The 24,502-nt window shown below is 65.9% G+C and carries 22 protein-coding genes; 16 read left to right on the top strand and 6 right to left on the bottom strand.

What is annotated here, in order from left to right; translation table 11 throughout:
* Positions 1 to 73 precede the first annotated feature (73 nt).
* From ACQCSZ_RS08420 to ACQCSZ_RS08395, 6 genes are all read left to right on the top strand, one after another.
* Entirely contained in the window at positions 74 to 2,467 is a 2,394-nt protein-coding gene (locus ACQCSZ_RS08420) for an ATP-binding cassette domain-containing protein (protein ID WP_427007564.1), read from the top strand.
* 681 nt (positions 2,468 to 3,148) lie between these two features.
* A complete protein-coding gene (locus ACQCSZ_RS08415) occupies positions 3,149 to 3,919 on the top strand; it encodes a TnsA-like heteromeric transposase endonuclease subunit (RefSeq protein WP_427007563.1) in 771 nt (256 codons plus the stop codon).
* On the top strand, positions 3,916 to 6,024 hold the full coding sequence (locus tag ACQCSZ_RS08410) for a Mu transposase C-terminal domain-containing protein (RefSeq protein WP_427007562.1): 2,109 nt from the start codon (positions 3,916 to 3,918) through the stop codon (positions 6,022 to 6,024). The genes ACQCSZ_RS08415 and ACQCSZ_RS08410 overlap by 4 nt, the downstream gene beginning before the upstream one ends.
* The gene (locus tag ACQCSZ_RS08405) at positions 6,015 to 7,025 is read left to right on the top strand and encodes a TniB family NTP-binding protein (protein ID WP_427007561.1); all 1,011 of its coding nucleotides are present in this window, start codon (positions 6,015 to 6,017) and stop codon (positions 7,023 to 7,025) included. The genes ACQCSZ_RS08410 and ACQCSZ_RS08405 overlap by 10 nt, the downstream gene beginning before the upstream one ends.
* 112 nt (positions 7,026 to 7,137) lie before the next feature.
* On the top strand, positions 7,138 to 7,965 hold the full coding sequence (locus tag ACQCSZ_RS08400) for a hypothetical protein (protein ID WP_427007560.1): 828 nt from the start codon (positions 7,138 to 7,140) through the stop codon (positions 7,963 to 7,965).
* Between the two features lie 662 nt (positions 7,966 to 8,627).
* The gene (locus tag ACQCSZ_RS08395) at positions 8,628 to 10,205 is read left to right on the top strand and encodes an IS4 family transposase (RefSeq protein ID WP_427007559.1); all 1,578 of its coding nucleotides are present in this window, start codon (positions 8,628 to 8,630) and stop codon (positions 10,203 to 10,205) included.
* Here ACQCSZ_RS08395 and ACQCSZ_RS08390 read toward each other — a convergent pair.
* Positions 10,138 to 10,728 carry a helix-turn-helix domain-containing protein gene (locus ACQCSZ_RS08390; protein WP_427007558.1) on the bottom strand — a complete coding sequence of 197 codons (591 nt, stop codon included), beginning with the start codon at positions 10,726 to 10,728 and terminating at the stop codon, positions 10,138 to 10,140. The genes ACQCSZ_RS08395 and ACQCSZ_RS08390 overlap by 68 nt on opposite strands.
* A gap of 48 nt (positions 10,729 to 10,776) precedes the next feature.
* Here ACQCSZ_RS08390 and ACQCSZ_RS08385 point away from each other — a divergent pair, with 48 nt between their 5' ends.
* The 8 genes from ACQCSZ_RS08385 to ACQCSZ_RS08350 all read left to right on the top strand — a co-directional run bounded on the left by ACQCSZ_RS08385 (position 10,777) and on the right by ACQCSZ_RS08350 (position 20,347).
* Positions 10,777 to 11,628: a class I SAM-dependent methyltransferase gene (locus ACQCSZ_RS08385; protein WP_427007557.1), complete on the top strand. Its 852-nt coding sequence runs from the start codon at positions 10,777 to 10,779 to the stop codon at positions 11,626 to 11,628.
* An 854-nt stretch (positions 11,629 to 12,482) separates the two neighbouring features.
* Positions 12,483 to 13,847: an MFS transporter gene (locus ACQCSZ_RS08380; protein ID WP_427007556.1), complete on the top strand. Its 1,365-nt coding sequence runs from the start codon at positions 12,483 to 12,485 to the stop codon at positions 13,845 to 13,847.
* A gap of 70 nt (positions 13,848 to 13,917) precedes the next feature.
* Positions 13,918 to 14,601: a GntR family transcriptional regulator gene (locus ACQCSZ_RS08375; protein ID WP_427007555.1), complete on the top strand. Its 684-nt coding sequence runs from the start codon at positions 13,918 to 13,920 to the stop codon at positions 14,599 to 14,601.
* Entirely contained in the window at positions 14,598 to 15,398 is an 801-nt protein-coding gene (locus tag ACQCSZ_RS08370) for an aspartate/glutamate racemase family protein (protein WP_427007554.1), read from the top strand. Before ACQCSZ_RS08375 ends, ACQCSZ_RS08370 begins: the two co-directional genes overlap by 4 nt.
* Positions 15,399 to 15,433: 35 nt before the next feature.
* On the top strand, positions 15,434 to 16,885 hold the full coding sequence (locus ACQCSZ_RS08365) for an amidohydrolase family protein (RefSeq protein WP_427007553.1): 1,452 nt from the start codon (positions 15,434 to 15,436) through the stop codon (positions 16,883 to 16,885).
* 8 nt (positions 16,886 to 16,893) lie between these two features.
* Positions 16,894 to 17,622: a maleate cis-trans isomerase family protein gene (locus tag ACQCSZ_RS08360; RefSeq protein WP_427007552.1), complete on the top strand. Its 729-nt coding sequence runs from the start codon at positions 16,894 to 16,896 to the stop codon at positions 17,620 to 17,622.
* 405 nt (positions 17,623 to 18,027) lie between these two features.
* Positions 18,028 to 18,393 (top strand): YegP family protein, encoded by a 366-nt coding sequence (locus tag ACQCSZ_RS08355; RefSeq protein WP_427007551.1) that lies wholly within the window; start codon positions 18,028 to 18,030, stop codon positions 18,391 to 18,393.
* Between the two features lie 61 nt (positions 18,394 to 18,454).
* Positions 18,455 to 20,347 (top strand): transketolase, encoded by a 1,893-nt coding sequence (locus tag ACQCSZ_RS08350; protein ID WP_427007550.1) that lies wholly within the window; start codon positions 18,455 to 18,457, stop codon positions 20,345 to 20,347.
* A gap of 226 nt (positions 20,348 to 20,573) precedes the next feature.
* Here the strand turns inward: ACQCSZ_RS08350 and ACQCSZ_RS08345 are convergent, their stop codons facing one another.
* The 5 genes from ACQCSZ_RS08345 to ACQCSZ_RS08325 are packed head-to-tail and all read right to left on the bottom strand — an operon-like array spanning position 20,574 to position 22,291.
* On the bottom strand, positions 20,574 to 20,984 hold the full coding sequence (locus tag ACQCSZ_RS08345; protein WP_427007549.1) for a hypothetical protein: 411 nt from the start codon (positions 20,982 to 20,984) through the stop codon (positions 20,574 to 20,576).
* The gene (locus ACQCSZ_RS08340) at positions 20,981 to 21,331 is read right to left on the bottom strand and encodes a PadR family transcriptional regulator (protein WP_427007548.1); all 351 of its coding nucleotides are present in this window, start codon (positions 21,329 to 21,331) and stop codon (positions 20,981 to 20,983) included. The genes ACQCSZ_RS08345 and ACQCSZ_RS08340 overlap by 4 nt, the downstream gene beginning before the upstream one ends.
* A gap of 54 nt (positions 21,332 to 21,385) precedes the next feature.
* Positions 21,386 to 21,595 carry a hypothetical protein gene (locus tag ACQCSZ_RS08335; RefSeq protein ID WP_427007547.1) on the bottom strand — a complete coding sequence of 70 codons (210 nt, stop codon included), beginning with the start codon at positions 21,593 to 21,595 and terminating at the stop codon, positions 21,386 to 21,388.
* 2 nt (positions 21,596 to 21,597) lie between these two features.
* The gene (locus ACQCSZ_RS08330) at positions 21,598 to 21,885 is read right to left on the bottom strand and encodes a hypothetical protein (protein ID WP_427007546.1); all 288 of its coding nucleotides are present in this window, start codon (positions 21,883 to 21,885) and stop codon (positions 21,598 to 21,600) included.
* A gap of 40 nt (positions 21,886 to 21,925) precedes the next feature.
* Positions 21,926 to 22,291: a VOC family protein gene (locus ACQCSZ_RS08325; RefSeq protein ID WP_427007545.1), complete on the bottom strand. Its 366-nt coding sequence runs from the start codon at positions 22,289 to 22,291 to the stop codon at positions 21,926 to 21,928.
* Between the two features lie 91 nt (positions 22,292 to 22,382).
* Between ACQCSZ_RS08325 and ACQCSZ_RS08320 the strand changes: the two genes are divergently transcribed.
* Both ACQCSZ_RS08320 and ACQCSZ_RS08315 read left to right on the top strand, forming a co-directional pair.
* A complete protein-coding gene (locus tag ACQCSZ_RS08320; protein ID WP_427007544.1) occupies positions 22,383 to 23,333 on the top strand; it encodes a helix-turn-helix transcriptional regulator in 951 nt (316 codons plus the stop codon).
* A gap of 151 nt (positions 23,334 to 23,484) precedes the next feature.
* Positions 23,485 to 24,297 (top strand): SDR family NAD(P)-dependent oxidoreductase, encoded by an 813-nt coding sequence (locus tag ACQCSZ_RS08315; RefSeq protein ID WP_427007543.1) that lies wholly within the window; start codon positions 23,485 to 23,487, stop codon positions 24,295 to 24,297.
* Positions 24,298 to 24,502: the final 205 nt, after the last annotated feature.

The raw sequence follows: 24,502 nt of genomic DNA, 5'->3' as shown, positions 1-24,502 counted from the left end.
CGAAGCTGGTTAGATAGAGCCAGACGACGCCGGCGGAGACCGTGAACGCGGCCGCTTAACAGATGGAGACACGATGGGTATGGCCACGAGGACGGACACGCAGTCGCCTGAGCTGCACGTAGCGGACAGCCACGATCTGATCCGCGTGCAGGGCGCGCGCGTGAACAACCTCAAGGACATCAGCATCGAGATCCCCAAGCGGCGCCTGACGGTGTTCACGGGCGTCTCCGGCTCGGGCAAGAGCTCGCTCGTGTTCGCCACGATCGCCGCGGAGTCGCAGCGGATGATCAACGAGACCTACAGCGCCTTTGTGCAGGGATTCATGCCCAACCTGGCGCGGCCCGACGTGGACCACCTCGAGGGGCTGACGACGGCGATCATCGTCGACCAGGAGCGGATGGGCGCGAACCCCCGGTCCACCGTGGGCACCGCCACCGACGCCAACGCCATGCTCCGGATCCTCTTCAGCCGGCTGGGCACCCCGCACGTCGGGCCCCCGACTGCGTTTTCCTTCAACGTCCCGACGCGGAAGGCCAGCGGTGTGATGAGCACCGAGAAAGCCGGTGGCAGGGTCGAGAAAAGCGTCGTCCAAAACGCGGTCTACCTGGGCGGCATGTGTCCGCGCTGCGAGGGCATGGGCTCGGTCTCCGACTTCGACCTCACCGCGCTGTACGACGACAGCAAGTCGCTCGGCGGGGGTGCCCTGACGATCCCCGGTTACAGCATGGACGGCTGGTACGGCCGCATCTTCAGCGGCGCCGGCTTCGACATGGACAAGCCGATCGCGAAGTTCACCAAGAAGGAAATGCACGACCTGCTCTACAAGGAACCGACCAAGATCAAGGTCGAGGGCATCAACCTCACCTACGAGGGGCTGATCCCGAAGATCCAGAAGTCGATGCTCTCGAAGGACGTCGACGCCATGCAGCCTCACGTCCGGGCCTTCGTGGAGCGCGCCATCACGTTCCAGGCCTGCCCGGAGTGCGACGGCACGCGGCTCAGCCCGGAGGCCAGGTCCTCGAAGATCCAGGGCAGGAACATCGCCGACCTGTGCGGGATGCAGATCAGCGATCTGGCCGCGTGGGTCCGCGAGCTCAACGAGCCTTCGGTCGCGCCGCTCCTCAAAGGCTTGCAGCACCTGCTCGACTCGTTCGCCGAAATCGGGCTGGGTTACCTCTCGCTGGACCGGCCGGCGGGCACGCTGTCCGGGGGAGAGGCCCAGCGTACCAAAATGATCCGGCACCTCGGCTCGTCCCTCACGGACGTCACCTACGTCTTTGACGAGCCGACGATCGGCCTGCACCCGCATGACATCGAGCGGATGAATGAGCTGCTGCTGCAGTTGCGGGACAAGGGCAACACCGTGCTCGTCGTCGAGCACAAGCCCGAGACCATCGCCATTGCCGACCACGTCGTCGACCTCGGTCCCGGCGCCGGCACGGGGGGCGGCAGCGTCTGCTTCGAGGGCACCGTGGAGGGCCTCCGGGGGAGTGACACCATCACCGGCCGCCATCTGGATGACCGGGCTGCCCTCAAGGAGTCGGTACGCTCGTCGTCGGGCGCCCTGGAGGTCCGTGGCGCGTCCACGCACAATCTCCAGGGCGTGGACGTCGACATCCCGCTCGGCGTGCTTTGCGTGGTCACGGGTGTCGCGGGTTCGGGCAAGAGCTCGCTGATCCACGGCTCGGTGGCCGGCCGCGACGGTGTTGTGGTGATCGACCAGGGTGCCATCAAGGGGTCGCGGCGCAGCAACCCTGCGACGTACACGGGCCTTCTCGAGCCGATCCGCAAGGCGTTCGCGAAGACCAACGGCGTGAAGCCGGCGCTGTTCAGCTCCAACTCGGAAGGCGCCTGCCCCACGTGCAACGGCGCGGGCGTCATCTTCACCGAACTGGGAGTCATGGCCACCGTCGAGTCCACCTGCGAGGACTGCGAGGGCAGGAGGTTCCAGGCGTCCGTCCTAGAATACACGCTGGGCGGCCGCAACATCGCCGAAGTGCTGGCAATGTCGGTGACCGAGGCGGAGGTGTTCTTCGGCGAAGGGGAAGCCCGCACCCCGGCGGCCCACAAGATCCTCGACCGGCTCGTGGACGTCGGGCTCGGTTACCTCACCCTCGGCCAGCCGCTCACCACGCTGTCCGGCGGCGAGCGGCAGCGCGTCAAGCTGGCCACCCAGATGGCGGAGAAGGGTGACGTCTACGTCCTCGACGAGCCCACCACCGGCCTGCACCTCGCCGACGTCCAGAACCTGCTGGGCCTCCTCGACCGCCTTGTGGAGTCCGGCAAATCAGTCATCGTCATCGAGCACCACCAGGCCGTCATGACGCACGCCGACTGGATCATCGACCTTGGCCCCGGTGCCGGCCACGACGGCGGCAGGCTGGTCTTCGAGGGCACACCCGCCGACCTGGTCGCCGGACGCTCCACGCTCACCGGCCAGCACCTCGCGGCCTACGTCCGCTCCTGACCGGGGATCTCGTTCTCTCATCTGGTTCGGCTCGTCCGCTCCACGGTTGATACGGCGGGGGACACGTCGAGTGCCGGCATCGGGCTGCCGCATCTGCTGTCCACGAGACCGTTGCGGAATGAGTTATGTCAAGTAGATCGATTCCGGGGCAGGCGTCGAGGCCTTCCGGGGCGTGGCCGAAGAGGTTGCTGGCTTCGGTGGCGGCGATGCCGTTCCGGACATTGGTGCTCGGGCTCCGCAGCAGGCCCGTTTGCCGGGTCAAAGATCCGCGGATTCTCAGCCCGGGTGGCCAGTTCGCGGAACAGCAGTTTCCAGGAATCTCAGGTGCACCGTCAAGGTTCATTCCCAGCGAGGCCGATGGATCCGGAGGGCCGGTGAACTTGAAGATGCGTGGATCTCGACCGGCGTCGATCGGTGGCCGCAGAGCCCCTTCCACACTCCTTGCGTTAACGCCGATAATCGACATTATGTAAACCTGGGATTCGGAAGGGGCTCCCCGAAGGGTCGTTCCTGTCCGTCAATGTCCGTTCTCACCATAGTTGTCCTGTCTCATCTAAGTTGAGGCAATCTCACTACAGATGATGCATTGGCGGTTTCTGTCTCACCACACTTAATGCATTGGCGCGGCGTGTCTCACTTCACTTAAGGCATCAGCCGGTTCCGTCTCACTACAGTTAAGGCGTGGGACACGCTGCGGCGGCGTCCAAGGCTTGTGCCAGACGCGAGATTGCTCCAGGCACCCTGACCTTCAGGGGGCAGTATTCCCCTGCACCCACGACCGGCCTTCTTGCCGAGTCCTGGATGGTCCCGTTTGAGAACTCCCTGCCGATCCGGCGCCCGGCGGCCTTCAAGGGACAGCACAACTTTGCCGGCCTCTGGTGGTGCGCCACGAACCAGCGCCACGTCGGCTTCGAGTCCTGGTGCGAACGCGATAATTTGATGTCGCTGGACTTCGACCCCAACGTCACCGGGATCGCGTCCCAACCCTTCCGCATCGCATTGTCCACCTCACTCCCCCAGCGTTCACATGTGCCGGACTACTTCATCCGGCTGGCGGATGGATCCGCAGTCGTGATCGATGTGCGGGCCGACGGCAGGGTGACTCCGCCTGATCAAGAGGTTTTTCAAGCGACCGAGGACCTGTGCGCCACCGTCGGCTGGGCCTACAGGCGCCTCGGCGGACTACCTCCAGTTTTCCTGGCGAATCTGCGGTGGCTGGCCGGATACCGGCATCCAAGATACTTTCGGGCACCTGCAACAGCCATGCTCCTGGACAGGCTCGCCCAGGACGGCCCGGTGTCGGTGCGTGACCTGGCGGCCAGAACCGGCGACGCTTTCGCAGCCCTGGCACCGCTGTTCCACCTGCTGTGGAAGCAACAGATCAGCACAGACCTGAGACGCCGGGTTCTCCATCTGGACACTGTGGTCTGGCTGAAAGGCGAGGCGCCATGACCGTCCGGTCTGCCGTATTGCGCCTCGGCGATGACGTTGAGCTCCGCGGGGTCATCTACCGGCTCACCGCTCTTGACGGCGACGTCGCCATGCTCGCCGTTGCCGGCGAAGCACCCGTCGCCATCAAGGTAGGGTCGCTCCTCGCCGATGAGACCTTCAGAATCGTGGGAACACGGCCAACGCTGCGGCGGATCACCGGCCCATCCATGCTGTTCGACTCGTTGCCAACCGACGTGCAGGAAAAAGCGCGGTGGATGGAAGGCCACATGACCGAAGTTCTGGACGGTGTCCCCTGCAACGCTGCCCCGGGCCAGACCGCCAAAAGGACCTTCGACGTCGCACGCACATCGTTGCGGCAACGTGAGCAAGCCAAACTGGCGGAGCTTCACGAGCTGGGCGAAACCATGAGCATCGGCTCACTGCAGAGACTGCGCCATGCCTATGAGAAAAAGGGCGTCCTTGGGCTGGTTGACCGGAGGCTCATCCGCCAAACGCCCCTGGCCGGCCGGACGGACCAGCGCGTCGTCGACGCCATTCTTTCAGTGCTGGAGGCCAACACCCATCAGTCCTCAGGAACCACGGACCGCCTGATGCGCCAAGTGGGCAAGCAACTCGAAGCCGTCTACGGGCCGGACATTGTTCCGTTGCCGTCGAGGGCCACCTTCCACCGCCTTATCGGCAAACTCGCCGAGGGACGCCACGCCACCGGGTCAGCCCGAACCAGACGCACCCTTGCCCAGCAGCCCGAAGGCCCTTTCGGCGCCGTCTATCCGGTCAGGCCCGGGGAGCTGATGCAGATCGACTCCACTGCCCTGGATATCGCCGTCGAACTCGACGACGGCGTCATCGGCCGCGTGGAACTGACCGCCATGGTCGACATCGCCACCCGCAGCATCCCCGCCGCCGTCGTCCGGCCCACCACGAAGGCCGTGGACGCGGCCCTCCTGCTCGCCCGCTGCCTGACCCCCGAGCTGATGCGCCCCGGCTGGGCCCAAGCGGCATCAATGGCCGCCTCCGCCCTGCCCTACCGGTCGATGAAATCCATCGACGAACGCCTCGCCGGCGCCGCCGCGAAACCGGTCATCGTGCCAGAAACCATCGTCTGCGACCACGGCAAGGCCTACCTCTCCAACACGTTCAAGAGCGCCTGCCGCAGCCAGGGCATCAGCCTCCAACCGGCCCACCCCGACACCCCCACCGACAAGCCCGTCATCGAACGCACCCTGCAATCCATCGGCACACTCTTCGCCCAATACGTCACCGGCTACCTGGGCTCCTCGGTCGAGCGACGCGGTAAGAACGCCGAGCACCAGGCCGTGTTCTCGCTGCCGGAGATCCAGGACCTGCTCGATGAATGGATCGTCACCGGCTGGCAGAACCGGCCCCACGACGGGCTACGGGATCCCTTCACCCCGTCCCGGGTGCTGACACCGAACGAAAAGTACGCGGCCCTGCTGGCCGTCAGCGGCTACGTCCCCGTCCCTTTCGGCGCGGAGGACTATCTGGAACTCATGCCCGCGGAAACGAGGGTCATTAACAGCTACGGGGTCAAAATACGCCACCGGGTCTACGACACCGCCGAACTCAACCCCTTCCGCGGCCAGAAGTCCGGGATGAAGGCCCTCAACGGAATGTGGGAAGTCAGGTATGACCCCTATGATGCCTGCTGTGTCTGGATCCGCAACCACCACGACGGCGGCTGGATCACCGCCTACTGGCGGCACCTCTCCGCCTCTCCCCAACCCTTCGGGGACGACATCTGGGAGTACGGCCGCCAAATCGTGGCCGGCCGAGGCACCACCAGCCCCTCGGAGGACGAGATCAGAACTGCCGTGGACAACATCCTCGACAAGGCCTCACCACCGGCCGAGCCGCGGAAGCGGCAGCGGAAAGACCAGCGGGCCGCCGCCCGCAACACGGCCGCCGTCACGGCCCAACGGCCACGCCCCCACCTGGATCAGCAGCAGCCGGAACATGCGCCTGCCCCGAAGCCCGACCCAGCCGCTGAGCCCCCGGAGGAACAGGAAGTGGATGCCGCAAAATTGGCGAAGATCATCCCACTGAAGATCTATGACCCCCACAAGGAGGCCGAGACATGGTGGTGACGGCTGAACTCCCCAGCAACAGCAGGGCCCCGACCACCACCTTGCAGGGCTGGCGGAGCTTCGTCACGTCCGTAGCGCCCACGATCGAGCTGCCCGATCCGGCGGAGCTGGCCGCGATGGTCGCATCCGAGCGTGAACACTACGACGAACAACGCATCAGCTACCACTCCGAACTCGTCATCGTGGAAACCTCCACCGTCCGCCAGATCACCAACCAGGGCCGGCTGTTGATGATGCTCAACCAGCGCGAGATCAGCGCCCGCCGCGGCATGGTCGTCTCCGGACCCTGGGCCTCCGGAAAAACCACGGCCATCAAACTCCTGGGCAAAACCCACGAACTGCTGATCAAACGCAAGTACCCCGACCAGGACCGGATCCCCGTCGTCTACATCACCACCCCGCCCAAGGGTTCCCCACGGAAGCTGGCCAGCGAATTCGCCAACTTCCTCGGTCTGCCCCAGCGCCCCCGGCAGAACGTGACCGACATCGCCGACGCGGTCTGCCAGGTCCTCACGAACGCCGGAACCGACCTCGTGATCGTGGACGAGATTCACAACCTGAACCTGGCCACCAGCGCCGGCGAAGACATGTCCGACCACCTCAAATACTTCACCGAGCACATGCCGGCCACCTTCGTCTACGCCGGCATCAATGTCGAAAACTCCGGCCTGTTCACCGGGCTGCGGGGCCGGCAAATCTCCGCCCGGTCCGTGCTGATGACCACCGGCCCGTTCCCGCTTACCGAAGAATGGGACGCCCTCGTCGCCACCCTCGAAAACGGCCTGCGCCTGCACGACCACGCCCCGAACACCCTCACCGTCCAGGCCCAGTACCTGCACCACCGCACCGGCGGCAGCATCAGCAGCCTCTCCCACCTCATCCGGCAGGCCGCCATCATGGCCATCCTGACCGGCACCGAGAAAATTGACCGCGGGCTGCTGGGCACGATCAACCTCGACCACGCCGCCGAAACCGTCAGCCCCCGGCCCCGGAAATCCTGAACGGGTCACCCGGATGACCGGCCCCCTGGACATCCCCGTACTCCGTCCACTGCCGCGGAAAACCCGCCCATACCCGGACGAGACAACGCCGTCATTCATCCGCAGGATCGAGATGGCGAACCACACCGGCTACGGCGCCGTCCGTCAGCTGCGCAACCGCACCGGCAGATCCTGGACCGAAACACTGGCCATCCTGTCAGGAAACACCGTGCGGACCCTGATCCTGGCCATGCCCCAGCTCAGCGCCGGAACCCTTCTCCCGGAATCCGCAGGCCGCCCGGCATCCAAGGCGACCCGCATCGCGTGTTCCCACTGCACCCTCAGCCGGGGCGCGGGCAACCACGTCATCGTCCATACAACCCACGAACGCGTCCTCTGCCCCCGCCACCGGCTCTGGACCGGCGACGGAAACGCCGGCACGGGCACGCAAGTGCGGCTGGACACATGCCCCGGGATCCTTGCCGCGCACCGGCACCACCGGAATCTGATCACCAGGTTCGGCAGACCAGCCGTCCTGGAAGCCTTCGAAGCCTCCAGCCTGATCAACTGGCAGTGGTACGAAAAGTTCGGACACTTCGGCTGCTTCACAGACAGGACCATAGCCCTGACGGCCCCCGGCGACACCCCACAGGCAGCACGCCCGGCAACCATAGCGGCGGCACTCTACCCGTCCGTCGTCGACCTGGCCTCCGCGCTGGCCTCGCCATACTGGCAAGCCGCAGCGAAGTCCCCGGACCCGGCAGCCTTCCTGGAAAAAATCAGCTCACAAATAACCGACGGCTGGATTCCCCAGGGCTTCGGTGATCCCCTCCGCCGCTGGATGACACAGGAAAGAACCATGCCCACCTTCACCGGCCCCGAGACCATCAGCCCGTCCTCACCCCAAGGAACCACGCACAACGCTCCCGCGGCCACATTCACCAATTTGGGCCAACTGTAGTGAGACAAACCGGCAAAATTTGTCTCACTACAGTTGGCCCAACCCGCGAGATTCCGGGGTATTCGTGGGTCAACTTAAGTGAGACGGGACAATAGTTGTCAGTTTTCTCATCTAATCGGTCAGCCTGCGGGATTTGGCCTCTTGTCTCATCTAACGTGTCAGTGTGGGTGTAGGTGGACTGAGGTCTTTGCCGGCGAACGCGAGACTTGGTGCATCTGCTGCTGGCACATGAAGACGAGCGTACAAGTGCGTTGAGTTTCAGCTTGCGAGCACCCGCAGCTGCCCAAAAAGAAAGGCTTTCCTTCTGGGGACCGCGTGGTCATTCGGTCATGCCGCAACCCATAACAACTTCGCATGAAGCTTTGGGCTCGGCCCTTGAGGAACTAGTGCAGCTCATCAGCAGTGGGCAACGGGAACACCGTTGCAGCGTGCAATTCGCTAGGGATGTCGTTCAGATTCTCGAATCCGAAGGCTCCCAGGACGGGCCAATCCACAATGGCGGGCAGTAGCAGCATTGCGGGGCTAATCCCAATGCCTTTCGGTTAGGCGCCGGAGTTCAGCGTCAAGTCCCACGGCGTCGGCGTGTTCTCCGGGAAAAGAGGTGTGGCTCCTGTTGAAGTAGTTCGGTCCTCCAAGACTGATCTACCCCCACGGGAGCCACGATGTCCGATTCTGCCATTAATCACGCCCCGGGGGTACTCGCCCCCGGCCACTTGGGTGAGCTGACCCGCGTGGTGCCGTTCGAGATGGTCGATGCCGCCCTCGAGACGGCCGGAGGCAAGGAACAACGGGTGCGCAGGCTGCCCTCCCGCGTCGTGGTCTACCTGCTGCTGGCCGGGGTCCTGTTCGCCGACCAGGGCTGGAAACAGATCTTCTCACGCCTGGTCTCCGGACTTCCCACACCCCTGAAGAACCCCACGGCCTCGTCGCTGAGCCAGGCCATGCGCCGGGTGGGCCCGGCGCCGCTGCGCGAACTGTTCACCCTTCTCAAGGGCCCCGCGGTGACCGGGAACCGGCAGGTAACCCGGTTCGCCGGCCGGCTGGTGGTGGCCATCGACGGTACGCAGATCGCCGTGGCCGACACCGAGGCCAACCGCGCCCGGTATCCCAAACCGCGCGGCGGACCCAACGGCGAGGCCGGATACCCCATGCTCCGGATGGTCGCGATCCTCACCGCCGGGACCCGGTCGGTGATCGAGGCGGCCTTCGGCACCGATGCCGTGGGCGAGCTGAGCTACGCCCACCAGATCGTCTCCTGCCTGCACTCGGGCATGGTGCTGCTCGGGGACCGGAATTTCGCCACCTACGCCTTCTGCCGGGACGTGGCCGACACCGGCGCGGACTTCCTCTTCCGGGCCAAATCCGCGGCCACCGCGATGAAACTGCCGGTGCTCCGGCTGCTCCCCGATGGTTCCTACCTCTCCAACGCCGCCGGGCTGCCGGTGCGGGTCATCGATGCCGAACTCACGGTCACCACGGAGAAGGGAACCACCCATGCGGACTACCGCCTGATCACCACCCTGTTGGATCCCCGCCAGGCTCCCGCCCTCGGACTGGTCACGCTCTACCATGAGCGCTGGCAGATCGAAACGGCGTACTGCGAACTGAAGGCCCTGATCCTGGGCGGCCGGGTGCTGCGCGGGCGGCACCCGGGAGCGGTCATCCAGGAAATGTGGGCACTGCTGACCTGCTACCAGGTCCTGCGCACCGCGATGACCGATGTCACCCTGCGGCACCCCGGGGTCGATCCGGACCGACTGTCCTTCGGCATCGGCCTGAGGGCGGCCCGTGACCAGGTCATCCAAACCCGCGGGATCCTGGCCGGAACCGTGATCGACCTGGTCGGACGCATCGGCGCGGCGGTGCTGGCCGAACCGATGCCCGCCCGCCGGATACGCACCCGGCCCCGGGTCATCAAACGCGCGATCTCCAAGTACCGGGCCAAGGAGCGCAACGCGGACCGCCGCACCTACCCCGCGACACTCACCACGAAGATCTTGCCACCCGACCCCGCCCTCAAACCGAACGGCATTGCGGATAACCGGGTGAGACCAGCCGACCAGAACGTTTTTCAAGCAATCAAGGCCCTTTGCGCCACGGTCGGCTGGAATACGTCGTCCCAGGCCGACGCCTCGCAGATTGCGTCCTGGCACGGCCTCCCGGTCACAGGCATCACGGCTGCAGAGCTTCGTCCGAGGCGTGCAGGTGGGCACGCTCCCCGTCGTGGTCGAAGATCGTGAGGATCTCCACGGGACCGTTATGGGCGCCGATTGCGTGCGGAACCATGGTCGAGAACTCGGCTGCGTCGCCTGCTTGGATTAACATGGTTCGCTCACCCAGTTGCAGGCGGGCTGTGCCGGACAGCACGGCGAACCACTCGCGGCCGGGGTGCACGCTCCGGTGCTCTGGCCCGGCGGGCCGCTCGGGAGTGATGCGCATCTTCGCCACGGTCGCGCCGTGGAGCGTGTCCTCGCGGGACAGGAGCCAGCTCGTCAGCCCCGGGGCGTGCTGGGGCTGCGGCCGGATCACCACGTCCTGGTCCACGGCGGACTCGACGAGCTGGTCGAGGGTGGTGCCGAGCGCCCGCGCGATGGGGACCAACTGATCGAGGGCAATCCTACGGTGCCCGGTCTCGATGCGGCTCAGGGTGGACGGGCTGAGGTAACAGCGGGCGGCGAGGGCGTCCAATGACCAGCCGCGGGCCAAGCGGAGGGCACGGATGCGTTGGCGGATCACGCCATCCAAGGCGACTTCTTGCGTCATGCGCAATATTGTATGCCAACTGCGCAGAATGTGTTTAGCCTCGAAGGCATGACACCACACTCCCATCACCACGTCGGATCCGCACACGAGCACGTGCAGCACCACGAATCCGGGCTTGCTGACCTGCTGGACCTTGATGCTGAGGTGCTCGGTCCCTACCTGGAGGAGGTGACCACATGGGTAAGGCAGCACACGCCAGACGCTCCGCGCACCATCGTCGACGCCGGTGCCGGGACGGGCGGCTACAGCCTGGCTCTGGCGCGGCGCTTCCCGGAGGCCAGCGTGGTGGCGATCGACAAGTCTCCGGTGATGCTCGAGCGCGTCCGGGCAGCGGCACTCGGGCAGGGACTGGCCGGCCGGGTGGGCACCGTGCACGCCGACTTGGACCACGCGTGGCCGGCGGTCGGTGCGGCGGACATCGTATGGGCGTCCTCCTCCTTGCATGAGGTCGCCCACCCGGGCCGGGTGTTGCGCGACGTCCATGCCGCACTGAACCCCGGCGGCCTGCTGGTGGTCGTTGAGATGGACGCCCTGCCGCGCTTCCTGCCAGACGACGTCGGGCTGGGCCGGTCCGGCCTGGAAGCGCGCTGCCACGAGGCCCTAGCACGGGCGGGCTGGAACGCGCACCCGGACTGGCAGGCCCCCATGGAGCGGGCCGGCTTCGAGATCATTGAGCAGCGACACTTCGCCATCGAAGCGCACCCGGATCCGCTGGTCGCCGGCCGCTACGCGCAGGCCTTTCTGGGCCGCATCCGTTCCGCCCTCGACGGTCAACTGGCTGCCGAGGACCTCGAAACTCTCGACCGCCTCCTCGCGGGCGAGGACCCCGGTGCCCTGCTGCGCCGCGGAGACCTGGCCGTGAGTGCCAGCCGGACCGCCTGGGCGGCCCGGCGCCCCTAACCCGCCGGACGCGGCGGGTTGCCGCCGCTCCACCCGGGGCCCGGGGTCGAGCAGCCGGCCCAGTAACACTCAACACCCCACCAGGGCCAACGCGGCTGCAGGTCCGTCTCGATGAAGGAGATCCTCCATGAACCTGGAAAAAGCGCATGATGTCGCGATCATCGGTTCGGCATAGCCACGAGGGCAGCGTCCCGCACCGTCGGAACTTATTTCCAGGCCCACTACAAGAGGATCACCTCACGCAGGGGACCGATGAGAGCACTGGTGACGGTCGAGCACTCACTAATCACGGCGATCTGGTACATGCTCACCGCCCTCAACCCACGACGACGGCCTATCCGGCCATGTGCTCCCATTACCGCCAGCCTTCGCCTCACCAGCTATTTTCACGTCAGCCGGGGACAAATTTTGTCGTGCCCTGAAGGATAAGCACCCTACCGGCCTGATGCATCGATCCGGGCTGTTAACACGGGCAACGACCCATCAACCCCGCTGCACTTAGCGCAACTCCAAGGAAGCTTTCCCACGGGGCGGCCGGCGCCCATGCCGGGGCCTCGTAGGCCCGGCGTTCGTCTTTTACGCACCGGCCCGCACCTTCGGTGCGGTCACAATCGGCGAGTGGCCTCACTCCCCCGCGGGTAACGCAAAAAAACCCTTGACAGTGGCACGTATCACTTCTACTCTAATTTTGGGATCCCAAAACGGGATCCCAAAACCCCAGGCATCGCGTGGCGTTTCCGGAACCGCCACTACAGGCCTTCGCCCAAAGGTTTTCCGCCGCCCAACCCGCGGCCGCACGTTTGAATCACCCAGTTCGTTTCCCTGTCCGTAAACTTCCCCGTGAAGGAGAAGCTGTGTCCATCCCCAATACCGAAACAGTGACCACCGAGGCTCAAGGCACCACAGAAGCCCCGGTCGACGGCAAACCCGGCAAGGACGGCGTGCAAAGGCGCACCAACGTCCGCTGGAAGCTCTTCCTGCTGCTGCTCGTCCTGGTCTCCGTCAACTACATCGACCGGGGCTCCATCTCGGTAGCCCTGCCCATCATCCAGAAGGAATTCAACCTCGCCCCGGAGCTCGTGGGCCTGCTGCTTTCCGCCTTCTTCTGGACCTACGCCCTCATGCAGATTCCCGTCGGCCTGCTGATCGACAAGTTCGGCCCGCGGAAAGTCATGACGGCATCGTGCATCGGCTGGGGTGCCGCAACCGCGGCCTCGGGCCTCGCTGGCGGCTTCCTGAGCATGTTCATCGCACGCCTCGGCATCGGCGTCACCGAAGCCGGCGTCATGCCGGCCGGCGGCAAGCTCAATGCCATCTGGATGCACAAGGCGGAACGCGGCCGCGGCGCAACCATCCTCGACGCCGGAGCCCCGCTGGGCGCAGGCCTGGGCGGCATCCTCATCGCCGGCCTCATCGCATCCACCGGCAGCTGGCGCAGCTCGTTCATCATCGCCGGCGCCGCCACGGTGCTCATGGGCCTGGCCGTGTGGTGGTACGTCCGCGACAACCCCCGCCAGCACCGCGGGGTCAACACGGCCGAAGCCGAGTACATCGAGGCTTCACACGCAGCCGAGGATGCCGAGGCCGAGCTCGACGGCAGCAAGGGCAAGCGCGCCCTGCTCCCCTACCTGAAGTTCCGTTCCTTCTGGGCCATGTGCTTTGGCTGGCTGGGCTTCAACGGAGTATTCTACGGCCTGCTGACCTGGGGCCCGCTCTACCTGGCCCAGGCCAAGGGTTTTGACCTGAAGACCATCGGCTGGTCCACTTTCGTGATCTTCGGTGCCGGCTTCGTCGGTGAAATCCTGGGCGGCACCATCGCGGACAAATGGCGGGCAGCCGGCGCCTCGGCCAACCGGGTCATGCGCACCCTGCTGGGCATCTCCAGTGTGGTCGTGATCGGCGGCTTGGTGGGCGTCACGGTGGTGGCGGATCCCACGACGGCGGTGGTCCTGCTCTCCGTGGTCATGTTCTTCCTCCGCTGGGTTGGCCTCTTCTGGAGCATCCCCTCCATCCTGGGCGGCCGGACCAACGCCGGTGTGCTGGGTGGAGCCATGAACTTCAGCGGCAACATCTCCGGCTTCGTCACCCCGATCGTGGTCGGCCTGATTGTCGGCGCCACCGGCTCCTACACCTGGGCGCTGCTCTACTTCGTGGGATCCGCCATCATCATGGGAGTGTCCGTGCTGGCACTGGACTACAACAAGCGGCTTCCTGTCTAAGCTAAACCACGCAGCACCTCCTCCCGCCGCCGGGAGCGCAATGTCACACGAGAATCCGAATGGAGCAACAATGCTTACCGCAGAAGAAACCCAGGACAAGGAACGCCCCCTCCGCGAGGCCGTCTGGGACACCCTCCGCACCAGGATTTTTGAAGGGCACTACGCTCCCGGCACCCGGCTGGTGGAACGTGACCTCGCCGCAGAATTCAATGTGTCCCGCCTGCCCGTCCGGGAAGCGCTGCGCATGCTGCGCCAGGAGGGCCTCCTCAGCGACCGCGGGGCGCGCGGCGCGGAAGTCAGCTCCCTCAGCCCCAAGGACGTCGAGGACCTGTTCGACGTCCGGCAGTCCCTCGAAGTACTGGCATGCCGCCTCGCCGCCGCCCGCGCCACACAGGAGGACCTCGCCCACCTTCAGGGCCTGCTCGACGAGGCGGACCGCTGCCTCGCCAAAGGCGCCGTGATGGAGGCGCACCGCGCCAACAGCGAATTCCACGACGCCATCACCCGGATCGCCGACAACAATTTCCTCAAATCCGCGCTGGAACCCCTCCAGGGACGCATGCACTGGCTCTTCCGCCACGTCAGCGACCTGCCGGAACTGATCCAGGAACACCGCGAGCTCTACGATGCGATCGCCAGCGGCGACCCGGACCGGGCTGCCGCGCAGTCGGCGTCGCACATCGGCAAGTACCGCGAGCAGTTCCCCGAGGACTTCCAGAAAACCGAACCCACGCTGCATCGGAAGAAAAAATGAAACTGCTCGTCATCAACCCCAACATCAGCGGCGACGTCACCGCCCTGATCGAATCAGAAGCCGTGCGCTCGGCGGCCCCGGACACCGAACTCGTGGTCCGCACGGCCGGACACGGTGTGGAATACATCGAAACCCGCTTCGAGTCCCTGATCGCGGCCGGCGCAGTCGCCGAGATCATCGCCGAATACTCCACCGAATCCAGCACCGGCGGCGTGGACGGCGTGGTGGTTGCCGCTTTCGGCGACCCTGGCATGCCGGCCCTGAAGGAACTCACGGACGTCCCGGTCATCGGCATCACCGAGGCAGCCCTCTGCGCTGCCGCCCTCCAGGGGCACCGCTTCTCCATCATCGCCATATCAGACCGGATCCGGCCGTGGTATCTGGACTGCGTGGAGCGTTTCGGCCTCGGCGGCCGGCTGGCGTCCATCCGTTCCATCAACGAATCCCTCAACGCCATCGGCTCCGTGCAGCAGGACTTCAAGGAAACCCTGCTGGCACTCAGCCGGCAGGCCGTCGCAGAGGACGGCGCCGACGTCGTCATCCTGGCGGGTGCGCCCCTCGCCGGGCTTGCCCGCGAGCTTCAGGGTCAGATCCCGGTTCCGGTGGTGGACGGCATCTCCGCCGGCATCCGCATGGCGGAGGCCGTCGTCGCGCTCCAGTCCGGGCCCCACCGTGCCGGCGCCTTCGCGCCGCCACCCGCCAAGGCCCGCAAGGGGCTTACGGAAAACCTCGACACCGCCCTCACCGCGGCCCAGAGCGCAGCGCACGCCGCCGCCCCCGCGGCCCTGTCCCACTAGCTTCCCCACTGGCTTCATCCCTTAGGAGGACACCGATGTCCAACACCCCAGAACTCGTCATTGCCAACGGCACCGTTGTCAACAGCTTCGGCCGCCGGCACGCCCACATCGTGGTGCGGGACGGCAGAATCGTCCGGCTGGTCGATGCCTCCGAACCGGTTCCCGACGCCGGGCGCACCATCGACGCCGCCGGCCGCCTCGTTATTCCGGGCGGCGTGGACGGCCACTGCCACGTGGCCCAGGTGACCGGACGCTTCCGGACCCTGGACGACTACCGCACCACCTCCACGGCAGCACTGTGGGGCGGCACCACCACCATCATCGACTTCGGCATTCCGCGCGACGCCCAGGAAACCCCGCTGGCCGCCGTGCTGCACAAGAAGGAACTGGCGCGGGACTCCCGCTGCGACGTCGCCCTCCACGGGTCGGTGGTCAGCTGGGACGAAACCGTTCCGTGGCAGCTGGAGCAGCTCGCCGCCGAGGGCGTCCGGTCCGTGAAGATGTACACCACCAACCGCGGCACCACCATGGCGGACGGGGACACCATCCTGAAGGTCATGCGCGAGATGGTGCGGCTGGACGGGCTCACCTACATCCACGCCGAGCACGATCCCATCATCGCGGACTGCACCCAGCAGCATGCCGAGGACGGCAGGATCGGCATCGAGCACCTGCACCGGACCCGGCCGGAGCTGGCCGAGGAGGTGTCCGTCAAGGAAACCCTGGCCATGGCCGAATACACGAAGGCTCCCGTGTACTTTGTTCACCAGTCGACCCCCGGAGCCGTGGACCTCGTCAACGAGGCGCGCGGCCGCGGCCTCGAGGCCTTCTCCGAGACCTGCCCGCACTACCTCACCCTCGATGACTCGGTCTACGGCTCGGCGTTTCCGGAGTGGTACGCCTGCTGCCCGCCAATGCGCAGCGCCGAGACCGTGGCCGCCCTGAAGGAACGCCTGGCCGACGGCGCCATCCACACCGTTTCCTCGGACCACTCCTGCTACGACCTCTCCCAGAAGCGCGAGCGCACGGACGACGTCCGGGCCATGCCGCACGGGCTGCCGGGGGTGGAAACGCGGATGCCTGTCACCTTCACCGCCATGATGGAATCCGCCCGGAACACGGTGGAGGACTTTGTGGAGGTCTTCTCCGCCGGGCCGGCCCGCATCAACGCGGTCCCCCGCAAGGGGACCATCGCCGAGGGCTTCGATGCCGACCTCGTGATCTTCGATCCCGCCGAACAACGAACCGTCGATGGCGCCGACCTGCACATGGGCACGGACTTCTCCCCGTTCGACGGCGTGAAGCTCACCGGGTGGCCCGGCGTCGTGGTCTCCGCCGGCCGCGTGGTGGTGGATGGTGACGGCTTCCACGATCCCGGACCCGTGGGCCGCTTCGTGGCCCGCAACGGCTTCCGCGCCCACACCGCAGCAGCACCGGAACCGACGCCCGCTACTGGCCGTGCCGCCACCGCCCCCGCAACCCGTTAGGAGCATCCATGCCATCCGCAACACGCAAGACCCGCATCGGCATGATCGTGCCGTCCTCCAACACCTGCCTGGAGCCGCAGAGCTACCGCATCCTGGGCGACCGGGACGACGTCACCATCCATTTCACCCGGATCCCCGTCACCCGGATCGCCCTGGACGATTCCTCGGACAAGCAGTTCGATCCGGCCGTCATGCGCGAAGCGGCCCGGCTGCTCGCGACGGCGGACGTGGACGTGATCGCCTGGAACGGCACCTCGGGCTCCTGGCTCGGAGCGGAACACGACCGCGGGCTGGTCGGCGAGATCACCGACGCCACCGGCATTCCGGCCACCACCTCCACGCTCGCCTACCTGGCGGCGTTCGAGTCGTTCGGCACCGAACGGATAGGACTGTTCACGCCGTACACGGAGGACGTCAACCGCGCGATCATGGCATCCTACGAGCGGGACGGCATCAAGACAGTGGGCCACCGCTGCCTGGGCCTGAGTGACAACGAGTCCTTCGGCCGGGTCACCGAGGAGGAAATGCGCCCCGGCTCGCTGGAACTGGCGGCAGCGGCGCCGGATGCGCTTGTCTACCTGTGCACCAACCTGTACGGCGCAAACATCGCGGCCGACATCGAGGCCGGCACCGGCGTTCCCGTGCTCGACTCCGTCGCCGTGACCCTGTGGCACTGCCTGAAACTTGCCGGGTCCCCCTTGCTCGCACCCAGGTGGGGCAGGCTGCTCGCGGACTGACCCCAGCCCGCTGGATTTACAGCAGCCAGGCAAGGCAGACGGCGGCGGCCCGCCCACTGGGAGCGGGCCGCCGCCGTCGACATTGGCCCAGGATTGTCCGTCGGCCCTGAGAGCCTCCTGCGGTGTAGCCGCCGAGTGAATGAATGTCGGACATCCACATCGCGAACAGGGAGTAGAAACCCCACAAGCCGCGCCCTCGCTGTGAATTCCATGGATTTTGCCTGTGGATTGTCCGTCCGCCCTTGCACGGGACTGGTTGCCTGCGGCAAACTGTTGGACACTTGATGAATCGATCAACTGGCGGTTCATCGACTCAACGAGGGGTCCGAAGACGACGGCGCCGTCGGACCTTTTTGCGGCGATGTCGCCGCCCGGGCAGGAAGCCCGCAGACCGGGAGGACACCCATGGCCGGCTTGTTTGAACTGTTCGTTGACGCGCAGTCGCACGTCAGATTCCGGCTCACAGCACCCGACGGAACGGTGATGGCCGTCTCCAAAGCTTTTGACGACAAGCCCGCAGCTGTCGCCGGCATTGCCGCGGTGCGTGAGTACGCCGGCATGGGACATATCACCGACCTCTGCCCGGCCCGCCGGTCGGACCCTGCGCCGCCGCGTTCAGATTCCGTGCCGCCTGCGCAGGCATACCGGGGCAGTGCCGGTTTCTTGCGCCGAGAGGCCCCAGCTGGCGTGCCAGAGTCCTCGGGAGACCGGCTCCGCAGCGGAACGCCCGGGCAGCTCGCGTCTTCCGCAGGAACCGGCATCCGGGTATGACAGGTATTGGGCGTCCCGTCCCGGTCACGAGGACCCCTTGAACGGGCGAAAGGTGATTGCGATGGCCGAACATCAGGAACCGGCCCCGGAACCGATGACCGCCGCAGAGGCCGGTGCCATCAGAAGCCTGGCGGCGCAACTGCGGGTGGACTCCATCCGGTGCAGCACACAGGCCGGTTCCGGCCATCCGACCTCATCGTTGTCGGCTGCGGATCTCATGGCGGTCCTGCTCGGGCGGCACCTCCGCTATGACTGGGACCAGCCGTGGCTGCCGACCAATGACCACCTCATTTTTTCCAAGGGCCATGCCTCCCCGCTGCTGTACTCCATGTACCGGGCGGCCGGCGTGGTCGAGGAGGATGAACTGATCAAAACCTACCGGCAGTTCGGCAGCCGGCTGCAGGGACATCCCACACCGGTCCTGCCCTGGGTTGATGTGGCGACCGGCTCGCTGGGCCAGGGACTGCCGGATGCCGTGGGCGTTTGCCTGGCCGGACGGTACCTGGACCGGCTGCCCTACCGCACCTGGGTGCTGTGCGGGGACAGTGAACTGGCCGAAGGATCCATCTGGGAGGCCCTGGACAAGGCCTCCTACTACAAGCTCGGAAACCTCACCGCCGTCGTGGATGTCAACCGGCTGGGCCAGGACGGTCCCACCGAACTGCAATGGGACATGGACCGGTACGCCCGGCGCGTGGAGGCCTTCGGCGCCCATGCCCTCGTCATCGACGGTCATGATCTTGCCGCGATCGACGACGCGCTCACCCGCGCACAGTCCAGTCACGACCAACCAACGGTCATTCTCGCCAAAACAATCAAGGGCAAGGGCGTGCCCGAGGTGGAAGACAAGGACGGCTGGCACGGCAAGGCACTTCCGAAGGATATGGCCGAACGCGCCGTGGCAGCCCTCGGCGGCCCCGGCAGCCTGCGGATCACCACGGCCCTCCCCGGACCGGGCACGCCTGCGATCACTCCCAACCCGCAGGCAGCCGTCAGCCTGCCCCGTTGGGAGGTGGGCGAAAAGATCGCAACCCGGGCCGCCTTTGGCGCCGCCGTGTCCGCGCTGGCCGCCCGTCCCGAAATCGTCGTCCTGGACGGCGAGGTGGGAAACTCGACCCACGCCGGCGAATTCAAAGACGCCGCCCCGGAACGGTACTTCGAAATGTTCATCGCCGAACAGCAACTCATCGCCTCCGCCGTCGGCCTCTCGGTCCGCGGCTACGTCGCGTTCGCCGCGAGTTTCGCCGCTTTCCTGATATCCCGGCCCTTCGACTTCATCCGGATGGCAGGAGTATCCCAGGCCAGCATACGGCTCGTCGGCACACACGCCGGTGTCGAAATCGGCCAGGACGGCCCATCGCAAATGGCGCTGGAGGACATCGCCGCCATGCGGGCCGTGCACACCTCCACCGTGCTCTACCCGGCCGACGCCCCCTCCACCGCCCAACTCGTCCAGGCCATGGCCGACACCACCGGAATCTCCTACCTTCGCGCCACCCGCGGCGCCTACCCGGTCATCTACGGTCCGGACGAAAAATTCCCGCTCGGCGGCTGCAAAGTCCACCACGCCGGCCCCGACGACGACGTGGCACTTATCGGTGCCGGTGTAACCCTGCACGAATGCCTCGCGGCCGCCGATGAACTCGCCAAAGACGGAATCAACGCCCGCGTCATCGACCTCTACTCCATCAAACCCATCGACGCGGACACCCTGCGCCGGAGTTGCCGGGCGACCGGGGGCCGGATCGTCGTCGCCGAAGACCACTACCCCGAAGGCGGCATCGGCTCCGCCGTCCTCGAAGCCCTCGCCGGAACAGACACCCCCGAACTCCACTGCGTCTTACTCGCCGTCAAATCACTGCCCGCCTCCGGCAAACCCCAGGAACTGCTCGACGCCGCCGGCATCTCCGCCCGCCACATCACCGCCGCCGCCCGCAGCCTCCTGCGAGCCTGAAACCACGCCAAGCCTTGGCCACATTGGTGGTAATGGCCTGAATTTGGGCTCTCCTGACTTGAATGTGGGTTCCGTTATTTCTGGTAAGACACCGGATGTGCTGGGATTTCTCGTCGGTGACATGTCCCTGACCGAGTTGGCCGAGGCGGTTGGGCGGCCTGGCGTTCTTCGCCGAGGACGGCGGCGAGTCGGGTGCGTGGGGCGCATAGCCCCGGACCCGGGCGGTCTACTTCTGCCGGTTGAGATCCTCGGCTATCCGTTCGGGGAGCTGCCGCTGCAGCACATTGCTCCACGCGATCAGGGCGAATGTCACGAGGACTGTCGTCCCAAGATAGATCAATGTCCCGGGGAGGCCGAGGGATATGCCGAGGACCTGGCCGGTGAAGACCTTCACACCGATCAGGACCATCAGCACGGCGGCAGCAAGGTAGCCGACCTTGGATCCGCGGGAAACCGTGTGCCCCTTCGGGAACCGCTCTGCGCACTCCTTGGGGCCGCCGAAAGCATCCTCAGGACGCGCCCCCGTCTCCTGCAAGTGGCTCTGGAGTTCCCGGAGCACATCAGCGACCTGGTTCTCGCTGAGCTTGCGCTGGCGGAGTCCCAGCGCCAGGGATTTAAAGTACTCCAAGGTGGTCATGCCGGGTATCCTTCCAACGTCAGTACTGCCGACACCCTTGCCGTGAAGTCCTGCCAGGCGCCGGAGGTCTCGCGCAGCCAGGTTTCCCCTTCGGGGGTGATGCTGTAGAACTTTCGGCCGGGGCCTCCCTTGCCTTCGCGCCATTCGGAGCGGAGTCGCCCTTCGGTCTCGAGCCGGTTGAGTACCGGGTAAACGGTGCCGCCGACGATGCCCGGGAGGCCCCGCGCATCCAGCTCCTGGACAAGCTGGTAGCCGTAAGTCTCGTTCCGGTTGCGTACCAGCTGCAGGATGCACGGTGCCAGGACGGCCCGGGTCCAGTCGCTGGGCCACTTCGGATCATCGCTCATGAGTAGAACTTAACACCGACTAGACTGTGTGGCAATCTATTCAAGGTGCCGCTTTCAGGACACCTCTTTGCGCCGGTTGCGCCAGAACCCGATCCCCAGCGGCAGGAGGATCCACAGGACCAGCGACGTCAGCGCTGGTGCCGCCGGTGTTCCGTCGGTCAGCGAATTAACCAGGCAGGCCGTCTGGAGGAACGGGGCACTGCCGCCCGGAATGAGACCGATGAGGGTATCGAAGAGCAGTGTCTGCAAGATGATGAAGACCATCGTCAGCGGGGCGGACAGAAGCGCCGAGGAGATAGCGGTCCGGACACGAAGCCAAGGACCGTCGCCCACAGCAGCAGCCATGCGGCTTTGCCGAGGTCTCCGGCTGCCCAGCCGAGCCCCATGGCGGGCACGAGCAGCGCGGACAGCAGCAGCGACAGTGTAAGGACGCCGAGGACAATCGCCAGGGAAGCGATGAGGGTGCCGGCAATCTTTGCCACGAAGATCTTCCATCGGCGGGAGACCAGGGCGAAGAACGTCATAGTGTCCCGGTGCCGCCAGTCACCGGTCATACCCAGCGTTTCTGAATGGAAGCGGCCCCCGGCGCGTCCGTCAGTCGACCGGGGAAACGCGGATGAGGTTTCCGTCAGGATCAGCGATCACGAAGGTTCGTCCGAAGACGTCTTCGTGCGGTTCTTCGATCACAGTGACCCCCTTGGCCGTCCATTTGGTGTAGCAGTCGTCTACGGCCGCATTGGAACCCGACAGCATGAGTCCGACCTCGCTGGTGCGGGGCGTCGTCGCCGTGACGGTGTCGCCGCGGCCAGACCACAGGGCGAATAACACACCCGGGGCGACCTCGAAGGGGACGTAGCGGGGTGTGACGGCGACTGGCGCCATATCGAACAGGTCGCGGTAGAAGCGCGTGGCGCGCTCGACGTCTGTGACGTAGATGAGGAAGAGGTTCGGGGTAGTCATGGGGAAGCTCCTGCGTTGAGGTTTTCTGGCCGGAGCCAGCCTGACAGCAATACATGACACCCTGTGTCCGGTATGGATCAATAATGATGAAATGAAGTCACAGCGCCTGCTCTCGATGATGTTGCTGCTCCAGACCCGTCACCGCATGACCGCTGCTGACTTGGCGGACGAGTTGGACGTATCGGTGCGGACGGTTCTGCGGGACGTGACCACCCTGGCCGACGCCGACGTGCCGGTGTTCGCCGAGCGCGGCCGCTACGGCGGCGTGGTTCTGCTGCCCGGATCGCAACTTGACGTATCCAAACTCAGCCCGACTGAGATCGATGCCTTGAAACTGCTGGGTCTGGACCCCGGGCAGGCACGCCAGCTCGGGGTCGACCCACGAACGCGCACCGCCCACCGGAAGCTCGCTGCGCGGCGTCCCGGGGCCGGTCACTCCTTGTTGCCGTTGTCCGAGTTGGTCGTCGTGGATAACATGCCCTGGTTCAGCCCCGAGGCCCACGGTGCCGGCGTCGCCGGCCTCGGCAGGGATCTGCAAACCGGCCGGCGACTGCGGATTCTCTATCGGAGCAGTGCCGAGCGGGGAGCCTCATGGCGCACAGTTGACCCGTACGGTCTCCTTGCGAAGGCGGGCCGCTGGTATCTGGTGGCAGATATCAACGGGGCGCCGCGGCTGTATTCGCTGGAAAGGGTCCAGAGTTGGGAGGTCCTGTCAGATGGCCGATCCCTGCGCCAGGGCGAGTCGCTGGCCAGTGTGAGCCGGCACCTCAGCGCATCGGTCGAGAACCGCAGCGGCATCACCGTGACCGCAACGCTTGCGGTCAACAGGCTCGACCTCGCACGGCGGATCCTGGGCTCACGGCTCACCGGCAGTAAACCGCTGGACGCTGGCCGGGTCGAGATCACCGTGGTCTACGACCAGCTGGAGGCCGTGCGTCAGCTGCTGCAATTCGGTGCCCACCTCCGTGTCACAAGGCCACTCGAGGCGCAGGCCGTGATGCGGGACGTTGCCACCGCCACGGCAGCACTGTACCAAGGTTAAGCAGGGAGGCTGACGATCCAAACCGCCGCGGTTCATCATCGCTTCTGGGCGTGCGTCAAGGGTGGATAGGGTGCGTGCGCCGCTGGCCCAAGGCGCCAGCCCCGGCGTATCATGGCGATCGCGGAACGGAAGGTAAGCGGGGCCGCTGAGCATGACCAACGAACGCGAACACAATGAAGCGCCGACGGGAAACGTTGCGCTCGTGACCGGTGCGAGCCGGGGCGTCGGCCGGGGCATCGCACTTGGCCTTCTGGCAGCGGGGTTTCGCGTTTACGGCTCGGGCCGCTCGATCGACCAGGCGGACCTGCCGCGGGAGATACGGCGCCTGCGCTGCGACCATCTCAAGGACGAAGGGACCGCGCGCGTGTTTGAAGCGATCCGGTCCGAGTGCGGCGGCCTCGATCTCCTCGTCAATTGCGCCTGGGGCGGCTACGAGAAGATGGTCGAAGGCGGCGCGTTCACATGGCCTGCGCCGTTTTGGGATCAACCGGCGCATCGCTGGACCGGCATGATGGACGCCGGCGTGCGCGCGGCATTTGTGTGTTCGGCGCACACGGCGCGCATGATGACGCCGCGGCACCGCGGCTTGATCATCAACATCAGCTTCTGGTCGGCGCAGCGTCACCTCGGCAACACGATCTACGGCATCGCAAAGGCGGCAACGGACAAGATGACCTCCGACATGGCCGTCGAGCTGAAACCGTTCGCTATTCCGGTCATCTCGCTCTACCCCGGCCTGGTCCGCACCGAGGCGGTCCTGGCAGCGGCGGAAAGCGGCGCGTTCGATCTCTCGACCAGCGAAAGCCCGGAGTTCATCGGCCGCGTGATCAACGCGCTGTTCCACGATCCGAACCTGATGGCGCGGACCGGCCAGGTGCTTGTCGCCGCCGCGGTTGCGAAGGAGTTCGGCGTACTGGACATCGACGGAAGTTCCCCGCCGGCGCTGACACTTGCGGACATCTAGGACGCCCGATGGGTTGCACCCCGGGACGGTTTCCTGGGCTTCCTCACCCGAAATATCATCAATCAGCGCATGGCGGCGAGCCAGGCGGCGTCGGTCTCCGCCACCTTCGCCGAAGCATCCTTCAAGGTCACCCCGACCTTGTCCGCCGGGCCGCGGAAGCTACAGGAGGGCCGGATGGCTAAAAGGCGTCAGGATTTTCCAGTTC

It is taken from the genome of Pseudarthrobacter sp. H2 (assembly GCF_050157045.1).
GTDB lineage: Bacteria > Actinomycetota > Actinomycetes > Actinomycetales > Micrococcaceae > Arthrobacter.
Note: the sequence above shows the minus strand (reverse complement) of the source record. Positions and strands in the feature narration are given on the sequence as shown.

Coding starts and splice junctions, on each gene's coding strand:
- ACQCSZ_RS08360 (WP_427007552.1), top strand. CDS start 16,894: ATGCCATCCGCAACACGCAAGACCCGCATCGGCATGATCGTGCCGTCC.
- ACQCSZ_RS08355 (WP_427007551.1), top strand. CDS start 18,028: ATGGCCGGCTTGTTTGAACTGTTCGTTGACGCGCAGTCGCACGTCAGA.
- ACQCSZ_RS08350 (WP_427007550.1), top strand. CDS start 18,455: ATGGCCGAACATCAGGAACCGGCCCCGGAACCGATGACCGCCGCAGAG.
- ACQCSZ_RS08330 (WP_427007546.1), bottom strand. CDS start 21,885: ATGACCGGTGACTGGCGGCACCGGGACACTATGACGTTCTTCGCCCTG.
- ACQCSZ_RS08405 (WP_427007561.1), top strand. CDS start 6,015: ATGGTGGTGACGGCTGAACTCCCCAGCAACAGCAGGGCCCCGACCACC.
- ACQCSZ_RS08340 (WP_427007548.1), bottom strand. CDS start 21,331: ATGAGCGATGATCCGAAGTGGCCCAGCGACTGGACCCGGGCCGTCCTG.
- ACQCSZ_RS08400 (WP_427007560.1), top strand. CDS start 7,138: ATGGCGAACCACACCGGCTACGGCGCCGTCCGTCAGCTGCGCAACCGC.
- ACQCSZ_RS08365 (WP_427007553.1), top strand. CDS start 15,434: ATGTCCAACACCCCAGAACTCGTCATTGCCAACGGCACCGTTGTCAAC.
- ACQCSZ_RS08320 (WP_427007544.1), top strand. CDS start 22,383: ATGAAGTCACAGCGCCTGCTCTCGATGATGTTGCTGCTCCAGACCCGT.
- ACQCSZ_RS08375 (WP_427007555.1), top strand. CDS start 13,918: ATGCTTACCGCAGAAGAAACCCAGGACAAGGAACGCCCCCTCCGCGAG.
- ACQCSZ_RS08395 (WP_427007559.1), top strand. CDS start 8,628: ATGTCCGATTCTGCCATTAATCACGCCCCGGGGGTACTCGCCCCCGGC.
- ACQCSZ_RS08345 (WP_427007549.1), bottom strand. CDS start 20,984: ATGACCACCTTGGAGTACTTTAAATCCCTGGCGCTGGGACTCCGCCAG.
- ACQCSZ_RS08390 (WP_427007558.1), bottom strand. CDS start 10,728: ATGACGCAAGAAGTCGCCTTGGATGGCGTGATCCGCCAACGCATCCGT.
- ACQCSZ_RS08385 (WP_427007557.1), top strand. CDS start 10,777: ATGACACCACACTCCCATCACCACGTCGGATCCGCACACGAGCACGTG.
- ACQCSZ_RS08325 (WP_427007545.1), bottom strand. CDS start 22,291: ATGACTACCCCGAACCTCTTCCTCATCTACGTCACAGACGTCGAGCGC.
- ACQCSZ_RS08315 (WP_427007543.1), top strand. CDS start 23,485: ATGACCAACGAACGCGAACACAATGAAGCGCCGACGGGAAACGTTGCG.
- ACQCSZ_RS08410 (WP_427007562.1), top strand. CDS start 3,916: ATGACCGTCCGGTCTGCCGTATTGCGCCTCGGCGATGACGTTGAGCTC.
- ACQCSZ_RS08370 (WP_427007554.1), top strand. CDS start 14,598: ATGAAACTGCTCGTCATCAACCCCAACATCAGCGGCGACGTCACCGCC.
- ACQCSZ_RS08420 (WP_427007564.1), top strand. CDS start 74: ATGGGTATGGCCACGAGGACGGACACGCAGTCGCCTGAGCTGCACGTA.
- ACQCSZ_RS08335 (WP_427007547.1), bottom strand. CDS start 21,595: ATGGTCTTCATCATCTTGCAGACACTGCTCTTCGATACCCTCATCGGT.